The organism is Vibrio sp. 1402 (assembly GCF_033340275.1).
Map to the genome: position 1 here is coordinate 69,127 of NZ_JAWOWE010000001.1, position 18,606 is coordinate 87,732.

An 18,606-nucleotide genomic window follows, 5' to 3' on the forward strand; every position below is an offset into this window, starting at 1 on the left:
GGCTTCTAAAAACAACGATTCCCTCCAGACAAAAAATCGGCCGTGTTGGTTAGTAAAGAGACAACTGTCCAGCTTTACACAAATAAAAATAATTGAGATCAAAGAACGAGTTAACTCGTTAATTAAGTTTTGATTTGTTGTAGTGATGTACTACATAATTTTGTCTGTTCGAGAAAACACTTTATGTGGCTAGTTGTTGTCGTATTAGCATTCATACATATCATCAGTATCCGTAAAGGCTCTAAATGGCTCTTTTACGTTTCTAAACCATTACCAGTGCTCTGTATGCTTGGTATTTTAATTCAGTCCCCGGCTTACCCAATGCCATATGCGCATTGGATTTTGATTGGCTTATCGCTCTCGTTGCTTGGTGACGTGTTATTAATGCTCCCTAGAGACAAGTTCATTACAGGATTAGTGCTCTTTTGCTCTGCCCATCTCTCCTATAGTTATGGTTTTGCCATCATGTCAGCGTGGCATTTTACACCTTGGCTCCCAATTGCCTTGTTCGGACTCGGTATATGCGTCTACTGGTTGTTCCGACCGGATCTCGGTAAAGAAAAACGGCCAGTTGCTAGTTATATATTGGTACTGATGACTATGTGCTGGGCTTCGATCGAGTATTATTTGAGTGGGAAAACACAATCCTCCTCTTTTGCAGTGCTCGGAAGCTTTATCTTTATTATCTCTGGCATCGTATTGGCTTTCGAACGCTTTGGAGGACGGTCAATATTTTCACGACAAGTTGTCATGGTGACCTACTATTCTGCACAGACACTAATGGTTATGTCTGTTGTTGCGATTGTTGTTCGTTATCCGTATCTCGTTGAACTGAGTTAGTCATACTCTAGACTGCACCAACATTAAAGAAACATGGATGTATCTTGTAAGCGATCTGAATAGAGTCTTAAAATCATCGCCTAAACATTAGCTTATTCTTAATGAAATTACGCGCACAACTTGCTATTGTAAAAGGATATTTTTCCGTTATAGCGTGCCCCTTTGAAAGAGAATACTCCCGTCGTTGAGTTTAGCGACGTAAATAAGTGGTATGGCGATTACCACGCTCTAAAAGACATCAACTTCTCCGTGCATTCTGGCGAGATCGTCGTGGTGTGTGGCCCTTCAGGTTCCGGAAAATCAACGCTCATTCGTTGCATCAATCATCTTGAATCGATTCAAGAAGGCCAGCTTCATGTGTTCGGCCAGCCTTCTCACGCAAAATCTCTCAAGCCCGGTAAAATCGGCATGGTGTTCCAACACTTTCACCTTTTTCCTCATTTGACTGTACTGGAAAACCTCACCTTAGCGCCGATTCGCACACACAAATTATCAAAACAAGAAGCTGAAAAACGCGCAAGACATTACCTAAAGCGAGTCAATATTGAAGAGCAAGCGAGTAAGTATCCTATCCAGCTTTCTGGCGGTCAGCAGCAACGCGTCGCGATTGCCCGCTCCTTGTGTATGGAACCGGATTTACTCCTGTTTGACGAACCGACTTCGGCGCTTGACCCGGAAATGATCAACGAAGTGTTGGATGTCATGGTTGAACTGGCTCAAAGTGGAATGACGATGATTTGCGTCACGCACGAAATGGGATTTGCCAAAAAAGTAGCGAACCGCGTGGTATTTATGGATGAAGGCCAAATCGTGGAAATGAACTCACCGATCGCCTTATTTGAAACACCACAGCATCCACGAACCCAAGCATTTTTGAACCAAATTTTAAGTTACTGATGATAGTTCGCGTAATCAAACCCGTCCTTCAAGCTTTGCTGCAAATGATGCTCCTCTTCATCGCGATTGTGTGGGTGTTGGACTCTGGTGCCGCTGCTATGGGCTATCAATGGCAATGGGAACGCGTACCTGATTACATCGCTTTTTATGAAGATGGGGAATGGTGGCCAGCAGAACTTATCGATGGGTTATTGGTCACGCTAAACATCTCGGGTATTAGTCTATTCTTCACCTTAGTGTTGGGGTTGGTCACCGCGTTACTAAGGCTTAGCGATTCGAAAGTCGGCAATGTTATTGGCACCACTTATGTCGAGGTAATACGCAACACGCCGTTGTTGGTGCAAATCTATTTGCTCTACTTCGTGTTTGGCCCCGTGATTGGTTTGGACCGATTCAGTACCGCCGTTTTGGCATTGTCCCTTTTCCAAGGTGCTTACACTGCAGAAATATTCCGCGCAGGTTTAAACAGTATTCCTAAAGGGCAATTCGAAGCAGCACAAACACTCGGGTTATCACCGTTTTACACTTACAAAGACGTAATTTTGCCCCAGGTTTTACAGCGCACATTACCGCCATTGACCAATGAAGTGGTTTCTTTGATCAAAAACTCTTCCATTGTAAGCGTGATGGCGATTTTTGATTTAACAACACAGGCACGCAACATCGTCTCAGAGACGGCGATGCCGTTCGAAATTTGGTTTACCGTGGCAGCAATTTATCTTGCTCTCACTCTGTCACTTTCTGGCTTGTCTGCATGGCTAGAACACAAACTCGGAGCCAGTTGGCGCAAATTATAAGGAGATAACATGAAGTTATTCAAAGCGACCATTACTGCATTATTAGGGCTAGCCATCGCTATGCCTACAATCGCGAAAGAAGATGTCGCCACACCCAATGTAGATCAAATCAAAGAACGAGGAACTTTGCGCGTTGGTATGTCAACATTTGTACCTTGGGCAATGCGTAACAAGCAAGGTGAGTTAATCGGTTTTGAAATCGATGTTGCCAAACGCTTAGCACAAGATTCAGGTTTGAAAGTGGAATTCGTACCGACTGCGTGGGATGGCATTATTCCCGCACTACTGGCGAAAAAGTTCGACGTGATCATTGGTGGCATGTCTGTTACGCCTGAACGTTCCAAAAGCGTCTTGTTTACTGCGCCCTACTCGCACTCAGGCGTTCAAGTAGCAGCAAACAAAGAACTCGCCTCTGGTTTTAGCGAATTTTCGGATTTTGACTCACGACGCGTAAAAATTGCGGCTCGTCGCGGCGCATTCACCGTTCAAGTAGCCAGAGAAACCTTCCCGAAAGCGAAGATCCTGCAATTTGATGACGACGCGCAAGCGTTCCAAGAGGTGCTGAATGGTAACGCCCACGCGGTCATTGCTTCTAGCCCAAAACCTGAACATGAGACAGTGAAACACAGCGACAAACTATTCCTTCCATTCTCTGAGCGACTATCAAAAGGTAACGAAGCCTTTGCTGTTCGCTTGGGGGAAGAAGATAAAAAAGCCTTTTTCAATAAATGGATTGAAGCAAGAACCCAAGATGGATGGTTAAAACAACGTTATGAATACTGGTTCTCGACATTAGATTGGCAAGATCAAGTCGCGCAAGGCCAGTAATCTAAATGGCTCGTGGACGCCGCGAGCCTATACTTTTGAATCATCTATTTTACTTTTCCATCATCTATCGGAGTTAAATTTTTGGGCGAACACACTACCACTCGCACTGCACCCGCGAAATCCAGCACAGGCTACCTTTTACCGCAATTAAACACACTAGACTGGGTACTACTTGTTATGTGCGGTATCGGTGGTGTTTGGCTGTACCATCGGTCCACTATTGGTGTGCATTATTTGTGGCAGTGGAAAGAGGCGCTTGAATTACTTTTCACGCCTAGAGCAGATGGTGGTTTGCCCTACTTCTTCCAAGGTTTGATTTCGACGTTAAGGCTCAGTATTTGGGGCATCAGCTTCGCATTAGTGTTTGGCACTTTGTTAGGCTTAGCACTCTTCTCTCGTTCCGTTTGGTTGCGCACACCTGCCAATGCGTTTATCCAGTTAGTGAGAAACATCCCTCCGTTGGTGTTTGTTTTTATTTTCTACTTTTTCATATCTAACCAATTGATCCCGTTACTCGGTTTGGAAGATCTTCTACGAAACTACAACGGCGAACCAAATACGCTACAGCACTTTCTGTTTGGGCCTTCGAACCTTTGGGAAAACCTTGCCTCTGGCGTGTTATGTGTCGGCTTACTTTCTTCTGCCTACATTGCAGAAGTTGTGCGCGGTGGCTTACTAAGTATCGACCAAGGTCAGTGGGAAGCGGCTGACTCATTGGGCTTGTCTCGATGGGTGAAATACCGATTTGTTATCGCGCCACAGGTGCTTAAATCAATAACACCTGCACTTGCCGGTCAAACCATCTCTTTGGTGAAAGACACCTCTATTGTTTCACTGATTTCGATACAAGAAATGACGTTTGTTGGGACAGAGATGGCAAATTCATCAGGGTATATATTTGAAATTTGGTTGATTGTCGGCCTCGCTTACTTCTTAATTTGTTTTGGTCTGTCACTTATTTTTCGCCATATTGAAGCAAAATCGGAAGCCATTTCAAATTAACTCAACCGCATATGTAATTAGGCACATTTGATTCTTCAAATCAGAATTGCACCCTGTTACATTGGCAAGATGCTAAATTTTCGGCGTTTTTCATGGAGTTAAAGAATCAATCCGACTACGAGCGATACATAAAATAAGATAATCTTGGTGAATATTACGTAGTTCTCAATCAATTCACTTTTCACAGTGTTTATCAGCCAATTTTTGATAGACGCCAACGTATTATTGGTATGGAAGCCTTACTGCGTATTCGTGGCATTGATGGTTCCCTAATTCGTCCTGACGTGTTTCTGGCCAATAATGGTCTTGATCCCTACTTTCGCTTATGTGTAGAGTTTTTATCTAGAGCAATGCACATTCGAAATTTCGCACGCTATTTCGCAGGGACGCCGATCAAACTGTTTCTTAACGTCATGCCTCAAACGCTACTCACACTAACCAAAGACATGGGCTTTAAAGATAACGGCCTGCTTTACAAACGCCTTTCCGAACTTGGTATGAGCCCATCAGACGTAGTTTTTGAAGTAGTCGAAGAGTCATGCGGAGATACGGATTTATTAATCAAAGCCGTACAGTTAATGAAAGCAAATGGTTTTATCTTTGCTATCGATGATTTTGGCGCCCAACATTCTGATATCGCACGTGTTCAGCAGCTCTGCCCTGACATCATCAAAATCGATCGTTCCTATTTGCTAGACTACTGCGCCGGAGAAACCTTTTCCATACATAGCGCCGTTGATCTAGCGGATCATATGGGAGCAAAAGTCATTATAGAAGGGGTTGAAGAAGACGTGCAGCTACAAGCTATGTATCAACTTAATTTGGATTATTACCAAGGCTTTTACTTAGGAAAGCCTTGCGCCATTCATCACTGGACAGATCGCCTAAACATCGAGACGACAGTGCATTAACACTGCCCACTTACAGCACAGTGAAACCAAAAAAGCGCCGATATAATATGCTCGGCGCTTTTTAGTTTTACTCAGATGTCACTTATTTAGTTAAGCGTTCATTTCCCTAGAAAAAATCAATAGAATTACGACCGCTCTTCGGATCACGAGTGGCTTGTGGTTTGTCTTCTTTTTTGCCTTTCTTAGCAGACTGAGACAACGCTTCTTTCTGCGCTTTACGCTCTTTATGTGCCGCTTTGCGGCCTGTTGATTTAGGCCCAGAGGCTTTAGGTGACTTACTTTGACGAGACTTATCTTTACGAGAAGACTGCGCTTCTTTTTTCGCTTTCTTTTCTGCTTTTTGCTCTGCCGTTTCAGGTTCGGTTACTGGCGCATCGCAAACCACAACATAATATTCCTGGTTAAACTCGAAAAAGTCACCATCATACATCTTGCGGCGCTTACGTGTTTCTAGTTCACCATTCACCGCGACGTAGCCTTCCTCGATGATATGTTTTGCTTCGCCGCCACCGCTGACCAAGTTTGCGATTTTAAAAAGCTTGTACAGTTCGATTGGATGCGCATCAACATCGATGCCAATCGCTTCGATCTCAATCTCTTCGCCTTCTAAATACTCTTCGTGGTCGTAATCTTGGGTCATGTTACTTACTCTTACTATTTGATGCCCTGAAGTTTAAACGCAATGCTTAAAAATAGAAACCTCTGCCGATGTTCAATCACCGATTCGCCTTGGCATTTGAGCACCTCTTAACCCATTTAACTTGTCGCTTGTTAACTTGTATACCGATGCGTAGCTCAAACGAAGCTGCAATTACGCAACCTGAAGGTATATACTCTCTAAGTTATTGTTGAAAAGAGCGAATACTTTGTCTCAACCAAGTAGAATTACCTTTGTCACTGCGAACTTGTTTAATTTTGTCGCACCGCCTAACGCCTACTATGATTTCGAGAACATATACTCGTTAGAGCAATGGCGAGACAAACTTTCGTGGACACAACGTCAAGTTGAAAAACTGGAAGGCGACGTGATTGGCTTACAAGAAGTATTCAGTATCGAGAAGACCCAGGCATTCTTTTCAACCATCGGCTACCCCTACTTTGCGACCGTTGACACCCCACATGTTGAAGATGAGTACATTTACTCAAGCCCTGTTGTGGCAATCGCATCTCGGTTTCCAATAGAAAAAGTACAAGCGGTAGAGTTTGACTTAGCAACGCTTGAGCCTTTTGGAGTAAGTGTTGTTCCAGAGTTCAGTCGCAAACCTATCTATGCCCAAGTAATACATCCTGTACTTGGTCATATCGCCGTTTACGTAACGCACCTGAAATCTCAACGCCCAGCCGACTCAGAACAACCAGAAACGTCTAGCACGATTATTGGGCGCTGGTTATCCACCCAGCAAAGAGGCTGGGAAGCAGCGATGTTAAGAGACGCGATGCAAAAGAGGTATCGAAAAGAACCAATGCCGACAGTGTTAATGGGCGATATGAATGAACCTATCACTCCTATCAGCGTTAACAGCTCATTGGTATCCAACACTGGTGACAGCGTCACTGAATTACAACTCAAAGATGGTTGGTTATTGCAAAGTGACACCCTGAAGGATGAACGCCCAGCCACGCACTATCATTTTTCCACTGGGAATGTACTCGACTATATCTTGCTCTCACAAGAGTTTGATACCTTATCAGATATATCGGTTGCCGAGGTTGTTGACTATCAGGTGTCTAACCAACATCTGATCAACCCGATTTATAACAGAGATAAAAACGCCAGCGACCACGCATTTGTGGCGCTGACGGTTGAAGTAAAGCTTTGAGCAACCTATTTAGTTACTTAGTGACGTTTCACAATTTTACGCGGGATAAGTTCTACGCCAGGCTTGTAACGCTTGGCGGAAGCGTTGAGTGCTAACTCCATTGCGCTGTCCGCGATCAACTCAAACTGTTGAGGCAAAGAGTTGATTTTCACAGGCAAGAAGTCCAGCAGTCGATTATCACCAAATGTCGCTAAACGCACCTTTCCCATCAGTTCTGGTTTTTCTAGCATTACATCCAACACACCTTCTAACAGTGTGTATGACGTTGTAACAATGGCATCTGGCAATGCGTTCTCTGTTAACCATCTCTCTAAGACTTTCTTGCCTTCTTCCCGAGAGAAGTGTTGTCCATAACCCACTGTTGCCGTTTTGCCACCTTGTTGAGAAGCAGATAGAAAACCGAGCTCACGCTCTTTTGAGACTTGAAGATCTTGCAATGCACCGATTAAGCCAATGGACTTAATATCTTCGGACAGTACTGACTGAGTGAGTTCAAGTGCGGCGTCAAAATCTTCGCTGATGACACAACAAAAGTGCTCATCATCCATTGGACGGTCTAGCGCGATAACTGGCGTACCTGAATTTTGCAACTTAAGATAATACTCGTTTGCAGTGGGCATACCACTTGCCACAAACAACGCATCAATACGACGACTGACTAATGCTTCCGCCACCTTTTGCTCTGTATCAGGATCATCATCAGAGCAGCCAATCAAAATTTGGTACCCCGCTTTCCGAGAGTTTTGCTCTATCAGCTTTGCAAGACGCGCATAACTGGTGTTCTCTAAGTCTGGGATGATAAGCCCAAATGAGCGTGAATTACCTGCCCGCAAGGAAGACGCCGCATGATCTGGCTTATAATTGTACTCTTCTACAACGGCCATCACCTTTTTCTGAGTCTTCTCGCTGATGCGGTATTTCTGCGCTTTTCCGTTAATCACATAGCTTGCAGTTGTCTTAGAAACACCCGCTAATTTGGCTATTTCATCCAGTGTCATATTCTAAACCTTATTCTGTGCGCGCGATCATATTAATACATCAACGATCTTTCGATAAGTTGAATTATAAGCTGAACCGATTCAGTATAAAAGCTGAAAGGATTCAGCAAAACTTAAAAATTGACGTAAATCACCTGAATACACAACAAACCAATTTGTAGGCTAGGCTATAGGACAGCGGCAAAGGCTCGTTTGTTAACATCAGTTTTTAAAACAGTTTTTCTGAGTCTTTTAAAAAATTTACCAACAAGCTGAATCGATTTAGCTTGAAAGATAAAAGGTTTGAGGAGTGATAAGCGCTCAGAAGAAGCGGCGTTCAACTTCTCACACAGAATACATTTTTAAATTGATACCTTAAGGCTGGAGAAGCACCATGCTTAAGCTAAATAAGAACGACATTACCCTCTCGCAATCAGCGACAGATAAGTTTGAAGCAATAAAGAGTATTGCTCATAGCCTGACTGATAAAGGCCTAGTTGAACGCGGTTACGTTGAAGGCATGCTAAACCGTGAAAACCAAAACTCTACGTTTTTGGGGAACGGTATCGCCATCCCGCACGGTACAACCGACACTCGTGCAATGGTGAAAACAACGGGTGTTGCTGTGCATCACTTCCCACAAGGTGTCGACTGGGGTGATGGCAATACTGTGTTCGTCGCTATCGGTATCGCAGCTAAATCTGATGAACACCTTGGCATTCTTAAACAGCTCACCAAAGTGCTAGGCGCAGATGGCGTAGAAGAGCGTCTGCGTAATGCAAAAAACGAAGACGAGATCATCGCCCTACTGCACGGTGATGTTCAGCTTGAAGCAGACTTTGACGCTTCTTTAATTCAACTCATGTTCCCTGCAAGCGACATGCTACAGATGAGTGCTGTTGCTGGTGGTCTGTTAAAAAATACGGGATGTGCTGATAACGAATTCGTTGCAGATCTCGTTACCAAACAACCAACTCACTTAGGTAATGGCCTGTGGTTAATTGGCAGTGACAAACATGTCACTCGCACAGGTGTGTCATTTGTCTCGACGGCAAACGACTGCGAATATGAAGGTCAAAAAGTGCGTGCACTTGTCGCGTTCGCGGCATGTAACAATGCTCACCAACCTATCCTAAAAACGCTTTCTAATATTGTGTTTAACAATGAACACGGCAAGCTTTTAGATGCATCAGTAGAACAGATTCTTGCTTTGTTCAAAGGTGAAGAAGTCACAGCTGCATCTTCAGAAGAAGGCAATACCGCTGTATTTAAAATCAAAAACTCTCACGGCCTACATGCTCGTCCGGGGGCAATGTTAGTCGCAGAAGCGAAAAAGTTTGAATCCACTATACGTGTTTCCAACCTAGACGGAGATGGAAAAGCAGTAAACGCGAAGAGCCTAATGAAAGTCATCGCGCTGGGCGTTAAGCACGGTCACCAACTTCAATTTACAGCAGAAGGCCCTGATGCGCCGCAAGCCTTGGAGTCTATCGGAAATGCAATCGCTTCTGGCCTTGGTGAAGGTTAAGGATCCGATATGACAAACAAAACAAATAAGGTTGTCACTATTACGCTCAACCCAGCATTGGATTTAACAGGTTCAGTAAATGAACTAAACGTTGGTTCCGTGAGCTTAGTACAGCAAAGCAATCTCCACGCTGCTGGTAAAGGTGTCAACGTAGCAAAAGTATTGAGCGATTTAGGCGCAGACGTCACGGTTACCGGCTTTCTCGGTAAAGATAACCCTGAGCTATTTCATCAGCTTTTTAATGACATCAACGTTAAGAATGAATTTGTGGAAGTAGAGGGTGCCACTCGTATCAACGTTAAGCTGGTTGAGGCCAATGGCAACGTCAGTGATATCAACTTCCCTGGCGTTCAAGTAGCGGCCGACGAAATTACTCGCTTTGAGGAGACACTATTTCGTCTAGCGGAGACGCATGATTACTTTGTACTTGCAGGTAGCTTACCTGGAGGCGTAACCGCTGAACAATGCGCTGCATGGATAGAAGCACTGCATCAACAAGGCAAAAAGGTGTTGTTCGACAGTAGCAAAGCCGCATTGAAGTCAGGTATTGATGCTCACCCATGGTTGATTAAACCTAACGATGAAGAACTTGGTGATTTTGTTGGCGAACACCTAGAAACGCCTGAACAATGCCAAGCTGCTGCGCAAACACTGAGCGACAAGGGCATAGAAAACATCGTGGTTTCTATGGGACCTGACGGTGTTATGTGGCTCAACCAAGGCGAATGGCTTAGTGCAAAACCGCCTCGAATGAATGTAGTGAGCACCGTTGGCGCAGGAGATACGCTGGTCGCTGGCTTGTGTTGGGGCCACATGCAACTGATGCCTAAAAACGATTTATTGCGCTTCGCTACGGCACTTTCTGCTTTGGCAGTTAGTCAAGTTGGCGTAGGGCTAACCAGTCAGGAAGAACTGGAAAATATCAAGCGACAAACTGAAGTTAGCGCGCTTTACCCTATTACAAACTTAGAACAAAACTAAGGAACAGAAGGTTATCGTATGAATATTGCCATTATTACTGCCTGTCCGAGCGGTGTAGCAAATAGCATCCTTGCGGCAGGATTACTAGAACAAGCCGCCGCAAAATTAAACTGGAATGCCAAAATAGAATGTCAATCAAGTGTGGTTGAACCAACACTATTGACGGAAGCTGACGTTGAACAAGCAGAAGTCATTGTCATTGCGGCAAATACTAGCGTCGACACTTCCCGTTTTGTAGGAAAAAAGGTTTACCAAGCGGAAATTAGCGAAGTAGCAAAAGACGCAACTGCGTTTCTCCAGCAAGCGGTTGAAAACGCCACTTTACTTGAAAAAGCAACCACACTTGCAGCCCCTATCACTGCAGATACAACATCAGCAGCGAAGAAAATTGTTGCAATCACCGCTTGCCCTACTGGCGTTGCGCATACCTTTATGGCGGCAGAAGCTTTAGAAGAAGAAGGCAAGCGTCGTGGTCATCAAATCAAGGTGGAAACTCGTGGTTCAGTTGGCGCTAAAAACCAACTGACTGAGCAAGAAATTGCAGATGCCGATCTGGTGATCATTGCTGCGGATATTGAAGTGCCACTTGATCGCTTTAACGGCAAAAAGATGTACCGCACGAAAACAGGCCCAGCTCTGAAAAAAACAGCCGAAGAGATGGACAAAGCATTCGAGCAAGCCACTGTGTATCAGCATTCTGGTTCAGCTAACTCTTCATCTACCACCGAAGAGAAAAAAGGCGCTTACAAACACCTAATGACGGGTGTTTCGCACATGCTTCCTGTTGTCGTTGCAGGTGGTTTGATCATCGCACTATCTTTCGTGTTCGGTATTGAAGCATTTAAAGAAGAAGGCACACTAGCAGCAGCCTTGATGAACATTGGTGGTGGCTCTGCATTCGCATTGATGATTCCTGTACTTGCTGGTTACATCGCGTTCTCAATTGCTGACCGTCCGGGTCTGGCTCCTGGTCTTGTTGGCGGTATGCTAGCGAGTTCAACGGGTGCTGGTTTCTTAGGTGGTATCGCAGCTGGCTTCATTGCCGGTTATGCAGCGAAGCTCCTTGCGGACAAAGTAAAACTCCCACAATCGATGGAAGCGCTTAAACCAATCCTGATCATTCCATTTGTAGCAACATTGTTCACTGGCCTTGTCATGATCTACATCGTAGGCGGCCCAGTTTCAGGCATCATGAACGGCCTGACTGACTTCCTAAACAACATGGGTTCTGACAGTGCAGTACTACTGGGTATTATCCTTGGCGCAATGATGTGTTTCGACCTAGGAGGCCCGGTAAACAAAGCCGCTTACGCATTTGGTGTTGGCCTTCTGGCTTCACAAACTTACGCACCAATGGCGGCAATCATGGCCGCAGGTATGGTTCCTGCGCTAGGTATGGGTTTAGCGACCTTCATTGCGAAGAACAAATTTGAACAAAATGAACGTGAGGCTGGTAAAGCATCATTTGTCTTGGGCCTGTGTTTCATCTCTGAAGGCGCAATTCCATTTGCTGCGAAAGATCCAATGCGCGTGATTCCATCTTGTATGGCAGGTGGCGCGCTTACTGGTGCCCTATCGATGCTATTCGGTGCGAAATTAATGGCACCACACGGCGGTCTATTCGTGCTGCTAATTCCTAACGCAATTTCACCAGTATTAATGTATTTAGTGGCTATTGCAGCGGGTACAGCGGTAACTGGCTTTACTTACGCATTCTTAAAAAGCAAAGCAGAAGCGAAGCAAGAAGTCGCAGCTTAATTAGAGCGACTCCGGTTAACAATGCCACCCTCGAATTTGGCATTTAGCACCTCCCTTTAATTCCGGTTAAGGGAGGTGTTTTTTATTCCGCAGCCGGAACGGCTACAATGTCTACTTCCCCACTGCTCATATCCACCGTTGCTTGATAAGCGCTATGCGGGTCACCGTAGTGCTTGAAGGTAAAGTGGTAAACGTTAGCTGGCGTCCACAAGGTTTTTGACTCTGCGGGCAGAATGTCATAGCCGTCTTGCTGATAAAGCTCTGTCGCCATTACATTTGCGATTGCCGCCTGCTGGTTAGCGTCTCGATCAACCTTTGGCTCTAATGACGGGTTACTTGGATAAGATTCACCGTTGTAACTCATGAGTCGATATGAGCCATTACTCCAAACGATAAAGTCCTGCCAACCATTACTGTAACTGTCGGCTAGTACAATAGGCGTGCGAGTTACCGACATTCGATTAATAACGTTTCCCTCATTATCAAACATATATGCAGAGCAGCCACCACTACCACAGAAATAGCGATCTTGAAGCAACACTATGTGTTCTGCCTTTCCGTCGCTGTTTAGGTCGGCGCTACCCGATAGATAACGTAGGTTGTCTTGCTCGAGCGACAGCCCTTCAGGGGCTAAAACCTTACTATCAATCCAACTGGAAATGACTTCGGCACTAACACTGTTAATTTTAGGGGCAGGTTGTTTGGTTTCTGTCGGCATGCTATCCGTCGCGGTGCAGCCAACCAAGGTGAAAGAACCAACGAAGAAGAGTCCGTTTAATATGCGCTTATTCATGTAATCTCAATCTTTGATGTGTCGTTACATCAGTATACGCATGATTTGCATTGTAATCGTAAGAAAATCATTAAAATCAAGCAAATGAATGGTTTGGTATGTATTAGTAAGATCAAAAAAGCCCCGAAGAAAACCTTCAGGGCTAGGCAGGAAGCTGGCAAATAGCCAGGAGTCCCTATGCAGTGGTCGGTTTTACCCTAAACAGAATTGCAAACATCACTGGCACCACTATCAGTGTCAGTACAGTAGCAAAACCAAGACCTGCCATAATCGTTATTGCCATCGAGCCAAAGAAGGCGTCGAAGACCAGTGGTATCATCCCCAAGATAGTTGTTAGGGCAGCCATACTTACCGGACGAACGCGGCTTATCGCACTATCGACAATCGCGAGGTAAGGATCTTTACCTGACTCCAACTCAAGGTTAATTTGGTCAAGCAACACAATACCGTTTTTCAAAATCATGCCACTTAGGCTTAACAAACCAAGGAATGCTGTAAAACTGAACGGCATGTTCGTGGTAAGCAAACCAAAAGCAACGCCAATGATCGCTAACGGAACGGTGAACCAAATGACCAACGGCTTTTTGATTGAGTTAAACAGTAAAATAGTAATGATGAACATCAACAAGTAACCCATCGGCAATGAACCGAATAGGCCTTCTTGTGCATCTTTGGATGATTCGTACTCACCACCCCATGTGATTTCGTACCCTTCTGGAACATGCAATGCCATCACTTTAGGCTGTACACGAGCAAATAAGCTTGCTGCCGTGTCGTCACTCAACACATCATGGTCCGCGAGAACGGTTAACGTACGCTTACGGTCACGACGCTGAATTAGCGGCTCACTCCAATCCAGTTGAACGCCATCAATCACTTGATCAACCGGAATATAAGTTTGCAACGAAGGACTCCAAATGGTCACGTTTTGTAGTGATTCAAAATCTACGCGTTCTTCTTCAGGAAGACGTGTCATAATTGGCAACGTATGTGTACCATCACGCAAGTAACCTAAGGTGCTACCACCAAACGCCATTTGCAGTGTGCTTGAAAGATCTTCTTTCGAAATACCTAAGCGACGAGCTTTAGACTCATTGAAAACGGGTACAAGTTCCTTGGTGCGCTCTCGCCAATCGTGACGAATGTTTCGGGCACCAGGATCGGTATGAAGGATGTCTTCAACTTGCACCGCCAAGTCACGTAAAACTTGTGGATCAGGGCCAGTAATACGCGCTTCGATCTTAGACGCTGGTGATGGACCAAATTCCATCAATTTAAACTGGAACGTAGGCGCATCAAATGTTTTCGCCAGATTCTCATCTAACTTATGCAGTAAACCAAACATTTTCTCACGATCAGTCGCGCGAACTTGGAACTGCGCGTACGCTTCGTAACTTTTTTCTGGTTGATAGGTTAAAGCAAAACGCTGTAGGCCCTGCCCAATCGAAGCAGAAACAAAGTCAATATCATCTTGCTGACGAATGTAGCTTTCGACCTCTTCAGCTTTTTTAATCGTTTCTCGGATGTCAGTACCCTCTGGCATCCACATATCCACGTAGAACATCGGCGTATTCGATGGTGGGAAGAACTGCTGTTTTACATTACCAAATGCCACGACAGCACCCACTAATAGCGCCACCATGCCAGCAACGGTAAGCCAGCGGAATCGCAATGCAAATTTCAGTGATGCCCCAAATACGACAAACAACCAGCCTTTATAAGGATCATCTTCGCTAGTACCCTGCTCTTTGTTTTCCTCTTTCAACAAAAGATCGGCAAGGAAAGGCGTCAGTGTAATAGCGGTAATCCAGCTTAAAAATAGTGAGAAACACAGCACCCAGAATAGAGAGCCCATGAACTCACCTGTCGCATCTTGCGACAAACCGATAGGTGCAAAAGCCGTAATTGCAATAACAGTTGCGCCCAGCAAAGGCCATTGTGTTTGCTTTACAATATCGACAGCCGCTTGAACTTTGGTACGCCCTTTCTTTAGGCCAACCAATATGCCTTCCACGACAACAATCGCGTTATCAACCAGCATACCCAAGGCAATAATTAACGCGCCAAGAGAAATACGATGCAGTTCGATGTTGTTGTAATTCATCAAAATGAAGGTACCAAATACCGTCAATAACAACACAACTCCAATGATGACACCACTGCGTAAACCCATAGTAAACAGCAACACAATGATTACGATCGCCACTGCCTCCGCTAGACTAATTACAAACGCTTTAACAGATTCATCCACCTCATTGGCTTGGTTGTAAAAGTAGTTCATATCGATGCCAGCAGGCTTGATAGACTCTAGGCTCGCGAGCTCCGCATCCAAACGTTCACCAACCTCAACCACGTTCACACCCGACGCAAACGAGATACCGATATTAATCGCTTTTTGACCGTTAAAGAGTACGACGTTGCTTGGCTTCTCTTGAATACCGCGAGAAATCGTTGCTACGTCTTTTAGACGAATTAGATTTCCTGTGTCACGGCCATGAATGATCAGATTTTCTAGTGCTTCTACAGTGTTTAAAGTGCCGCTTGGGCGAATAACAAGGCTTTCGCCATTGACCATCACTTCACCTGCTGAAACCACATTGTTTTGCTGGTTCAACAAGCTCGAAACCACATTCATGTCTAAGTTCAGTGCAGCAAGGCGATCAAGTGAGATCTCAACGAATAGCATTTCTTGCTGATCGCCCGTGATGTCTACCTTACCAACACCATCAACAAGCTCGATTTCACGGGTCAGGTAATCCGCATAACGTTTCAGCTCTACATAGTCGTAATCGTCACCAGTGAGCATTAACATCACGCCATAAACGTCACCGAAATCATCAATGATCTGTAAAGACTGAACACCTTGAGGCAATGATGGTCGTAAATCATTAATTTTACGGCGCATTTCATCCCAAATTTGCGGCAGTTCATCAGGACCATAGTCCATTTCCATGCTCACCGTTATTTGAGACATACCATTAGAAGACGTAGAGGTAATTTTGTCGATATAAGGGAGTTTTCGAATCTCTTTTTCTAGAGGATACGTCAGCTCTTCTTCAACTTCTTTTGACGTCGCGCCAGGGTATGTTGAGATGATCATGGCATCTTTGATCGTAAATGCCGGGTCTTCTAATCGTCCCAGCTCCAAAAATGACGTTAAACCACCAACAGCAAGGATAATAATGAACAACCAGCTGATGACTTTGTTTTTTATTGAATACTCAGCAATGTTCATTATTGGTTATTCTCCACAACATCCACATGTTTACCTTCGCGTAATTTACGCAGATTTGAATTAATCAGAATATCGCCCTGGCTAACACCTGACGACACAATGGCTCCATTGCCATTCACTTGAGAAATCATGACAGGCACCCGTGTGACAATGTCACCTTCTTTTTTCCACACAAAGAACTCATTCCCTTCACTGCCTGCTTGAAGCGCCGTGACAGGCACACTGTAACCATCGATAGAGGTAATGCCCGCCTTCACCATATCGACCAAAACGCTTACGCTGGTTCCCGGCAATATCTCTGTTTTTGGCTGTGGCATCGTCAAGTACATTTCGTAGGTTTGAGTTTCAGCGTTGGGTTCACTTGTGTGCTCTAAATAGTCCAAAGCAAATCTGCCATCGATGCCGGAGAAGGTTGCTCTAGGCTTGTAGCTCATGCTGTCTGAGTTCGGGTCTACCATCGCTAAAACATTGTCGGAAAGCTCAATACGCACGTAAACCAAATCGTTTTGGTATAGGTTTAACACGGGTTCACCAATTGCCACACGCTCAAAACGTTCTTTGAAAACATCGGATACTTTACCGGCGAACGGGGCGAATAAACGGGTGTAATTCAATTGATTGGTCGCGTTATAGAAAGTAGCCTCAGCTAGCTCTTTATTGGCGGTTAGCTCATCAAGTTCCGCTTTTGAAATCATTTGACGTGCATGCAAGTCTTCACCGCGTTTAAGCTGACGAATTGCAAGTGTGTATTGTGCTTCTGCGTCATTCACGGCTTGCTTCTCTTTGCTATCATCTAGCTTTGCGATCATTTGCCCCTGCTTCACAACGTCACCCGCTTTAACCAATACGTGCTGAACTTCCCCAGCGCGGCGAAATGCCATTGGCGTTTGCTCTGCAGGCACTACTATGCCTTTGAACGCGCGATGTTGACTTTGTACTGGTGCATCCACCGAGATAGTCGACACAAAAAGTGGCTGCTCGACGATAGCTTGGTTTTCATTTTTGCACCCTGTTAAAACTGCAAGTGCAATCGCAGAGATCGTAAGTAGAGAACGTTTCATTAAATGCCTCCCTCACGAACCCAAGCTTTCACCACTTGTCCTTCAACCAGTCTCTCAACACCAGCAATAACAACGTAATCATTGTTATCAAGCCCGGCTTTCACACCACCTGCTGCGTCAAGTGACACAGTGACTTTATTGACCTGCTGCGTGCTTCTGTCCATTACCCAAACTTCACCTTGCGTCCCATTTTTGTTGACCCAAGCAGACTGAGGTAACGTCATCGCGTCCGATACATGTTGTTTAGCAATGTGTACCTGCCCAGTCATACCTGTCAGCAAATTGCGATCTTCTGGTCGAGTGATGGTCACGATCGCCTCATAACTATTGGTATCGATGTTTGGCTGCGTCGAGATTTCTTTAAATTGCCCAGGGATACGTTTTCCTGGCTCGCTATCCATCGTCACCCACATATCGGAGTTTTGCAGTGACTCAAGTGATACAGATTCCGCATAACTTACTGGCAAGGTGAAAGATACATCCAACGTCGTGTTATCAATGAGATTCAAGATCTCCTGCTTCTCTGCTACTACTTGAAACGGGTTGACATAGGTATATGACACAATGCCATCAAACGGTGCGTGAATTTTGGTATAGCTCAAATCGGTTTTAGCTTGTTCGTGGTTCGCCAATGCCGCTTTATATTGAGTTTCTTTCTGATCGTACTCATCAGTACTAATGAGTTTTTTTCCGTAAAGGTTTTTCGCGCGGTCCCATTGTGTTTTCGCTAACGCGTACTGCGCTTGAGCGGCATCTAACGCAAGCTGAAGATCTTTAGGGTCTAACGTTGCGAGCACTTCACCTTTTTGGACTTTTTGACCCATGCGTACACGTAATTCATCAACCTCTCCACCAACCTGAAAAGAAAGCTGCGCGCGATGTGTTGCATCAATACGCGCTAAAAAGGCGTGCGAGTCTTCAAGTTCTAGGTCTTTCACCGCCAGTAATTTTACAGGTTTGATTAAAGGTTCAGACGGCTCAGAAATGGCTTTATTACACCCAGTTAGCATCCCAGAAAGACTTAATGTCACCACTGCGCCAACTAAAGTGCGCTTTAAATATTGTTTTCGCACCCGCTTTCTCCGTAGGTTTTATATATTACACAGCCGTGCAGTATAAGCAGAATTTGAAATTGATCAACATATTTTCCAGGTGGATAGCAAATTAATTAGTCAAAG

Annotated in this window: 15 protein-coding genes and 1 pseudogene; 10 read left to right on the top strand and 6 right to left on the bottom strand. The window is 44.8% G+C overall.

All coding sequences use genetic code 11. The features are described 5' to 3' along the window. The first annotated feature begins 183 nt into the window (after positions 1-183). The 6 genes and pseudogenes from R7044_RS00295 to R7044_RS00320 all read left to right on the top strand — a co-directional run bounded on the left by R7044_RS00295 (position 184) and on the right by R7044_RS00320 (position 5,275). A complete protein-coding gene (locus tag R7044_RS00295) occupies positions 184-840 on the top strand; it encodes a lysoplasmalogenase (RefSeq protein ID WP_005376394.1) in 657 nt (218 codons plus the stop codon). A 162-nt stretch (positions 841-1,002) separates the two neighbouring features. Beyond that, the gene (locus tag R7044_RS00300) at positions 1,003-1,737 is read left to right on the top strand and encodes an amino acid ABC transporter ATP-binding protein (RefSeq protein ID WP_033906536.1); all 735 of its coding nucleotides are present in this window, start codon (positions 1,003-1,005) and stop codon (positions 1,735-1,737) included. Continuing rightward, on the top strand, positions 1,737-2,534 hold the full coding sequence (locus R7044_RS00305; RefSeq protein ID WP_033906535.1) for an amino acid ABC transporter permease: 798 nt from the start codon (positions 1,737-1,739) through the stop codon (positions 2,532-2,534). The genes R7044_RS00300 and R7044_RS00305 overlap by 1 nt, the downstream gene beginning before the upstream one ends. A 9-nt stretch (positions 2,535-2,543) precedes the next feature. Next, a complete protein-coding gene (locus tag R7044_RS00310) occupies positions 2,544-3,362 on the top strand; it encodes a transporter substrate-binding domain-containing protein (protein WP_033906534.1) in 819 nt (272 codons plus the stop codon). An 81-nt stretch (positions 3,363-3,443) separates the two neighbouring features. Beyond that, the gene (locus R7044_RS00315; RefSeq protein WP_225455278.1) at positions 3,444-4,364 is read left to right on the top strand and encodes an amino acid ABC transporter permease; all 921 of its coding nucleotides are present in this window, start codon (positions 3,444-3,446) and stop codon (positions 4,362-4,364) included. Positions 4,365-4,456: 92 nt separating this feature from the next. Continuing rightward, positions 4,457-5,275: pseudogene (locus tag R7044_RS00320) on the top strand (EAL domain-containing protein). A 106-nt stretch (positions 5,276-5,381) separates the two neighbouring features. On the opposite strand, the gene R7044_RS00325 reads toward R7044_RS00320, so the two are convergent. After that, positions 5,382-5,915: an RNA-binding S4 domain-containing protein gene (locus R7044_RS00325; protein WP_005376400.1), complete on the bottom strand. Its 534-nt coding sequence runs from the start codon at positions 5,913-5,915 to the stop codon at positions 5,382-5,384. A gap of 226 nt (positions 5,916-6,141) precedes the next feature. On the opposite strand from R7044_RS00325, the gene R7044_RS00330 reads away from it, so the two are divergent. Beyond that, positions 6,142-7,095, top strand: a complete 954-nt coding sequence (locus R7044_RS00330) for an endonuclease/exonuclease/phosphatase family protein (protein ID WP_033906531.1) — start codon at positions 6,142-6,144, stop codon at positions 7,093-7,095. Positions 7,096-7,112: 17 nt separating this feature from the next. Here the strand turns inward: R7044_RS00330 and cra are convergent, their stop codons facing one another. Continuing rightward, positions 7,113-8,093, bottom strand: a complete 981-nt coding sequence (gene cra / locus R7044_RS00335) for a catabolite repressor/activator (RefSeq protein WP_062730994.1) — start codon at positions 8,091-8,093, stop codon at positions 7,113-7,115. A gap of 373 nt (positions 8,094-8,466) precedes the next feature. Between cra and fruB the strand changes: the two genes are divergently transcribed. Genes fruB through fruA form a run of 3 tightly spaced genes read left to right on the top strand, consistent with a single transcriptional unit; the run spans position 8,467 to position 12,339 of the window. Further along, on the top strand, positions 8,467-9,600 hold the full coding sequence (fruB, locus tag R7044_RS00340) for a fused PTS fructose transporter subunit IIA/HPr protein (protein WP_064377084.1): 1,134 nt from the start codon (positions 8,467-8,469) through the stop codon (positions 9,598-9,600). 9 nt (positions 9,601-9,609) lie between these two features. Beyond that, positions 9,610-10,581, top strand: coding sequence for a 1-phosphofructokinase (gene pfkB / locus R7044_RS00345; protein ID WP_064377085.1), 972 nt, complete (start codon positions 9,610-9,612; stop codon positions 10,579-10,581). 18 nt (positions 10,582-10,599) lie between these two features. Continuing rightward, positions 10,600-12,339 (top strand): PTS fructose transporter subunit IIBC, encoded by a 1,740-nt coding sequence (fruA, locus tag R7044_RS00350; RefSeq protein WP_064377086.1) that lies wholly within the window; start codon positions 10,600-10,602, stop codon positions 12,337-12,339. 82 nt (positions 12,340-12,421) lie between these two features. On the opposite strand, the gene R7044_RS00355 is transcribed toward fruA, so the two are convergent. From R7044_RS00355 to R7044_RS00370, 4 genes are all read right to left on the bottom strand, one after another. Continuing rightward, the gene (locus tag R7044_RS00355; protein WP_064377087.1) at positions 12,422-13,132 is read right to left on the bottom strand and encodes a hypothetical protein; all 711 of its coding nucleotides are present in this window, start codon (positions 13,130-13,132) and stop codon (positions 12,422-12,424) included. 175 nt (positions 13,133-13,307) lie between these two features. Further along, positions 13,308-16,367 (bottom strand): efflux RND transporter permease subunit, encoded by a 3,060-nt coding sequence (locus R7044_RS00360; protein ID WP_053349132.1) that lies wholly within the window; start codon positions 16,365-16,367, stop codon positions 13,308-13,310. Beyond that, on the bottom strand, positions 16,367-17,428 hold the full coding sequence (locus R7044_RS00365) for an efflux RND transporter periplasmic adaptor subunit (protein WP_005376420.1): 1,062 nt from the start codon (positions 17,426-17,428) through the stop codon (positions 16,367-16,369). The genes R7044_RS00360 and R7044_RS00365 overlap by 1 nt, the downstream gene beginning before the upstream one ends. Then, positions 17,428-18,501 (bottom strand): efflux RND transporter periplasmic adaptor subunit, encoded by a 1,074-nt coding sequence (locus R7044_RS00370; protein WP_225455279.1) that lies wholly within the window; start codon positions 18,499-18,501, stop codon positions 17,428-17,430. Before R7044_RS00370 ends, R7044_RS00365 begins: the two co-directional genes overlap by 1 nt. Between the last annotated feature and the right edge of the window lie 105 nt (positions 18,502-18,606).

Coding starts and splice junctions, on each gene's coding strand:
- R7044_RS00305 (WP_033906535.1), top strand. CDS start 1,737: ATGATAGTTCGCGTAATCAAACCCGTCCTTCAAGCTTTGCTGCAAATG.
- cra (WP_062730994.1), bottom strand. CDS start 8,093: ATGACACTGGATGAAATAGCCAAATTAGCGGGTGTTTCTAAGACAACT.
- fruA (WP_064377086.1), top strand. CDS start 10,600: ATGAATATTGCCATTATTACTGCCTGTCCGAGCGGTGTAGCAAATAGC.
- R7044_RS00310 (WP_033906534.1), top strand. CDS start 2,544: ATGAAGTTATTCAAAGCGACCATTACTGCATTATTAGGGCTAGCCATC.
- R7044_RS00295 (WP_005376394.1), top strand. CDS start 184: ATGTGGCTAGTTGTTGTCGTATTAGCATTCATACATATCATCAGTATC.
- R7044_RS00325 (WP_005376400.1), bottom strand. CDS start 5,915: ATGACCCAAGATTACGACCACGAAGAGTATTTAGAAGGCGAAGAGATT.
- R7044_RS00355 (WP_064377087.1), bottom strand. CDS start 13,132: ATGAATAAGCGCATATTAAACGGACTCTTCTTCGTTGGTTCTTTCACC.
- pfkB (WP_064377085.1), top strand. CDS start 9,610: ATGACAAACAAAACAAATAAGGTTGTCACTATTACGCTCAACCCAGCA.
- R7044_RS00365 (WP_005376420.1), bottom strand. CDS start 17,428: ATGAAACGTTCTCTACTTACGATCTCTGCGATTGCACTTGCAGTTTTA.
- fruB (WP_064377084.1), top strand. CDS start 8,467: ATGCTTAAGCTAAATAAGAACGACATTACCCTCTCGCAATCAGCGACA.
- R7044_RS00360 (WP_053349132.1), bottom strand. CDS start 16,367: ATGAACATTGCTGAGTATTCAATAAAAAACAAAGTCATCAGCTGGTTG.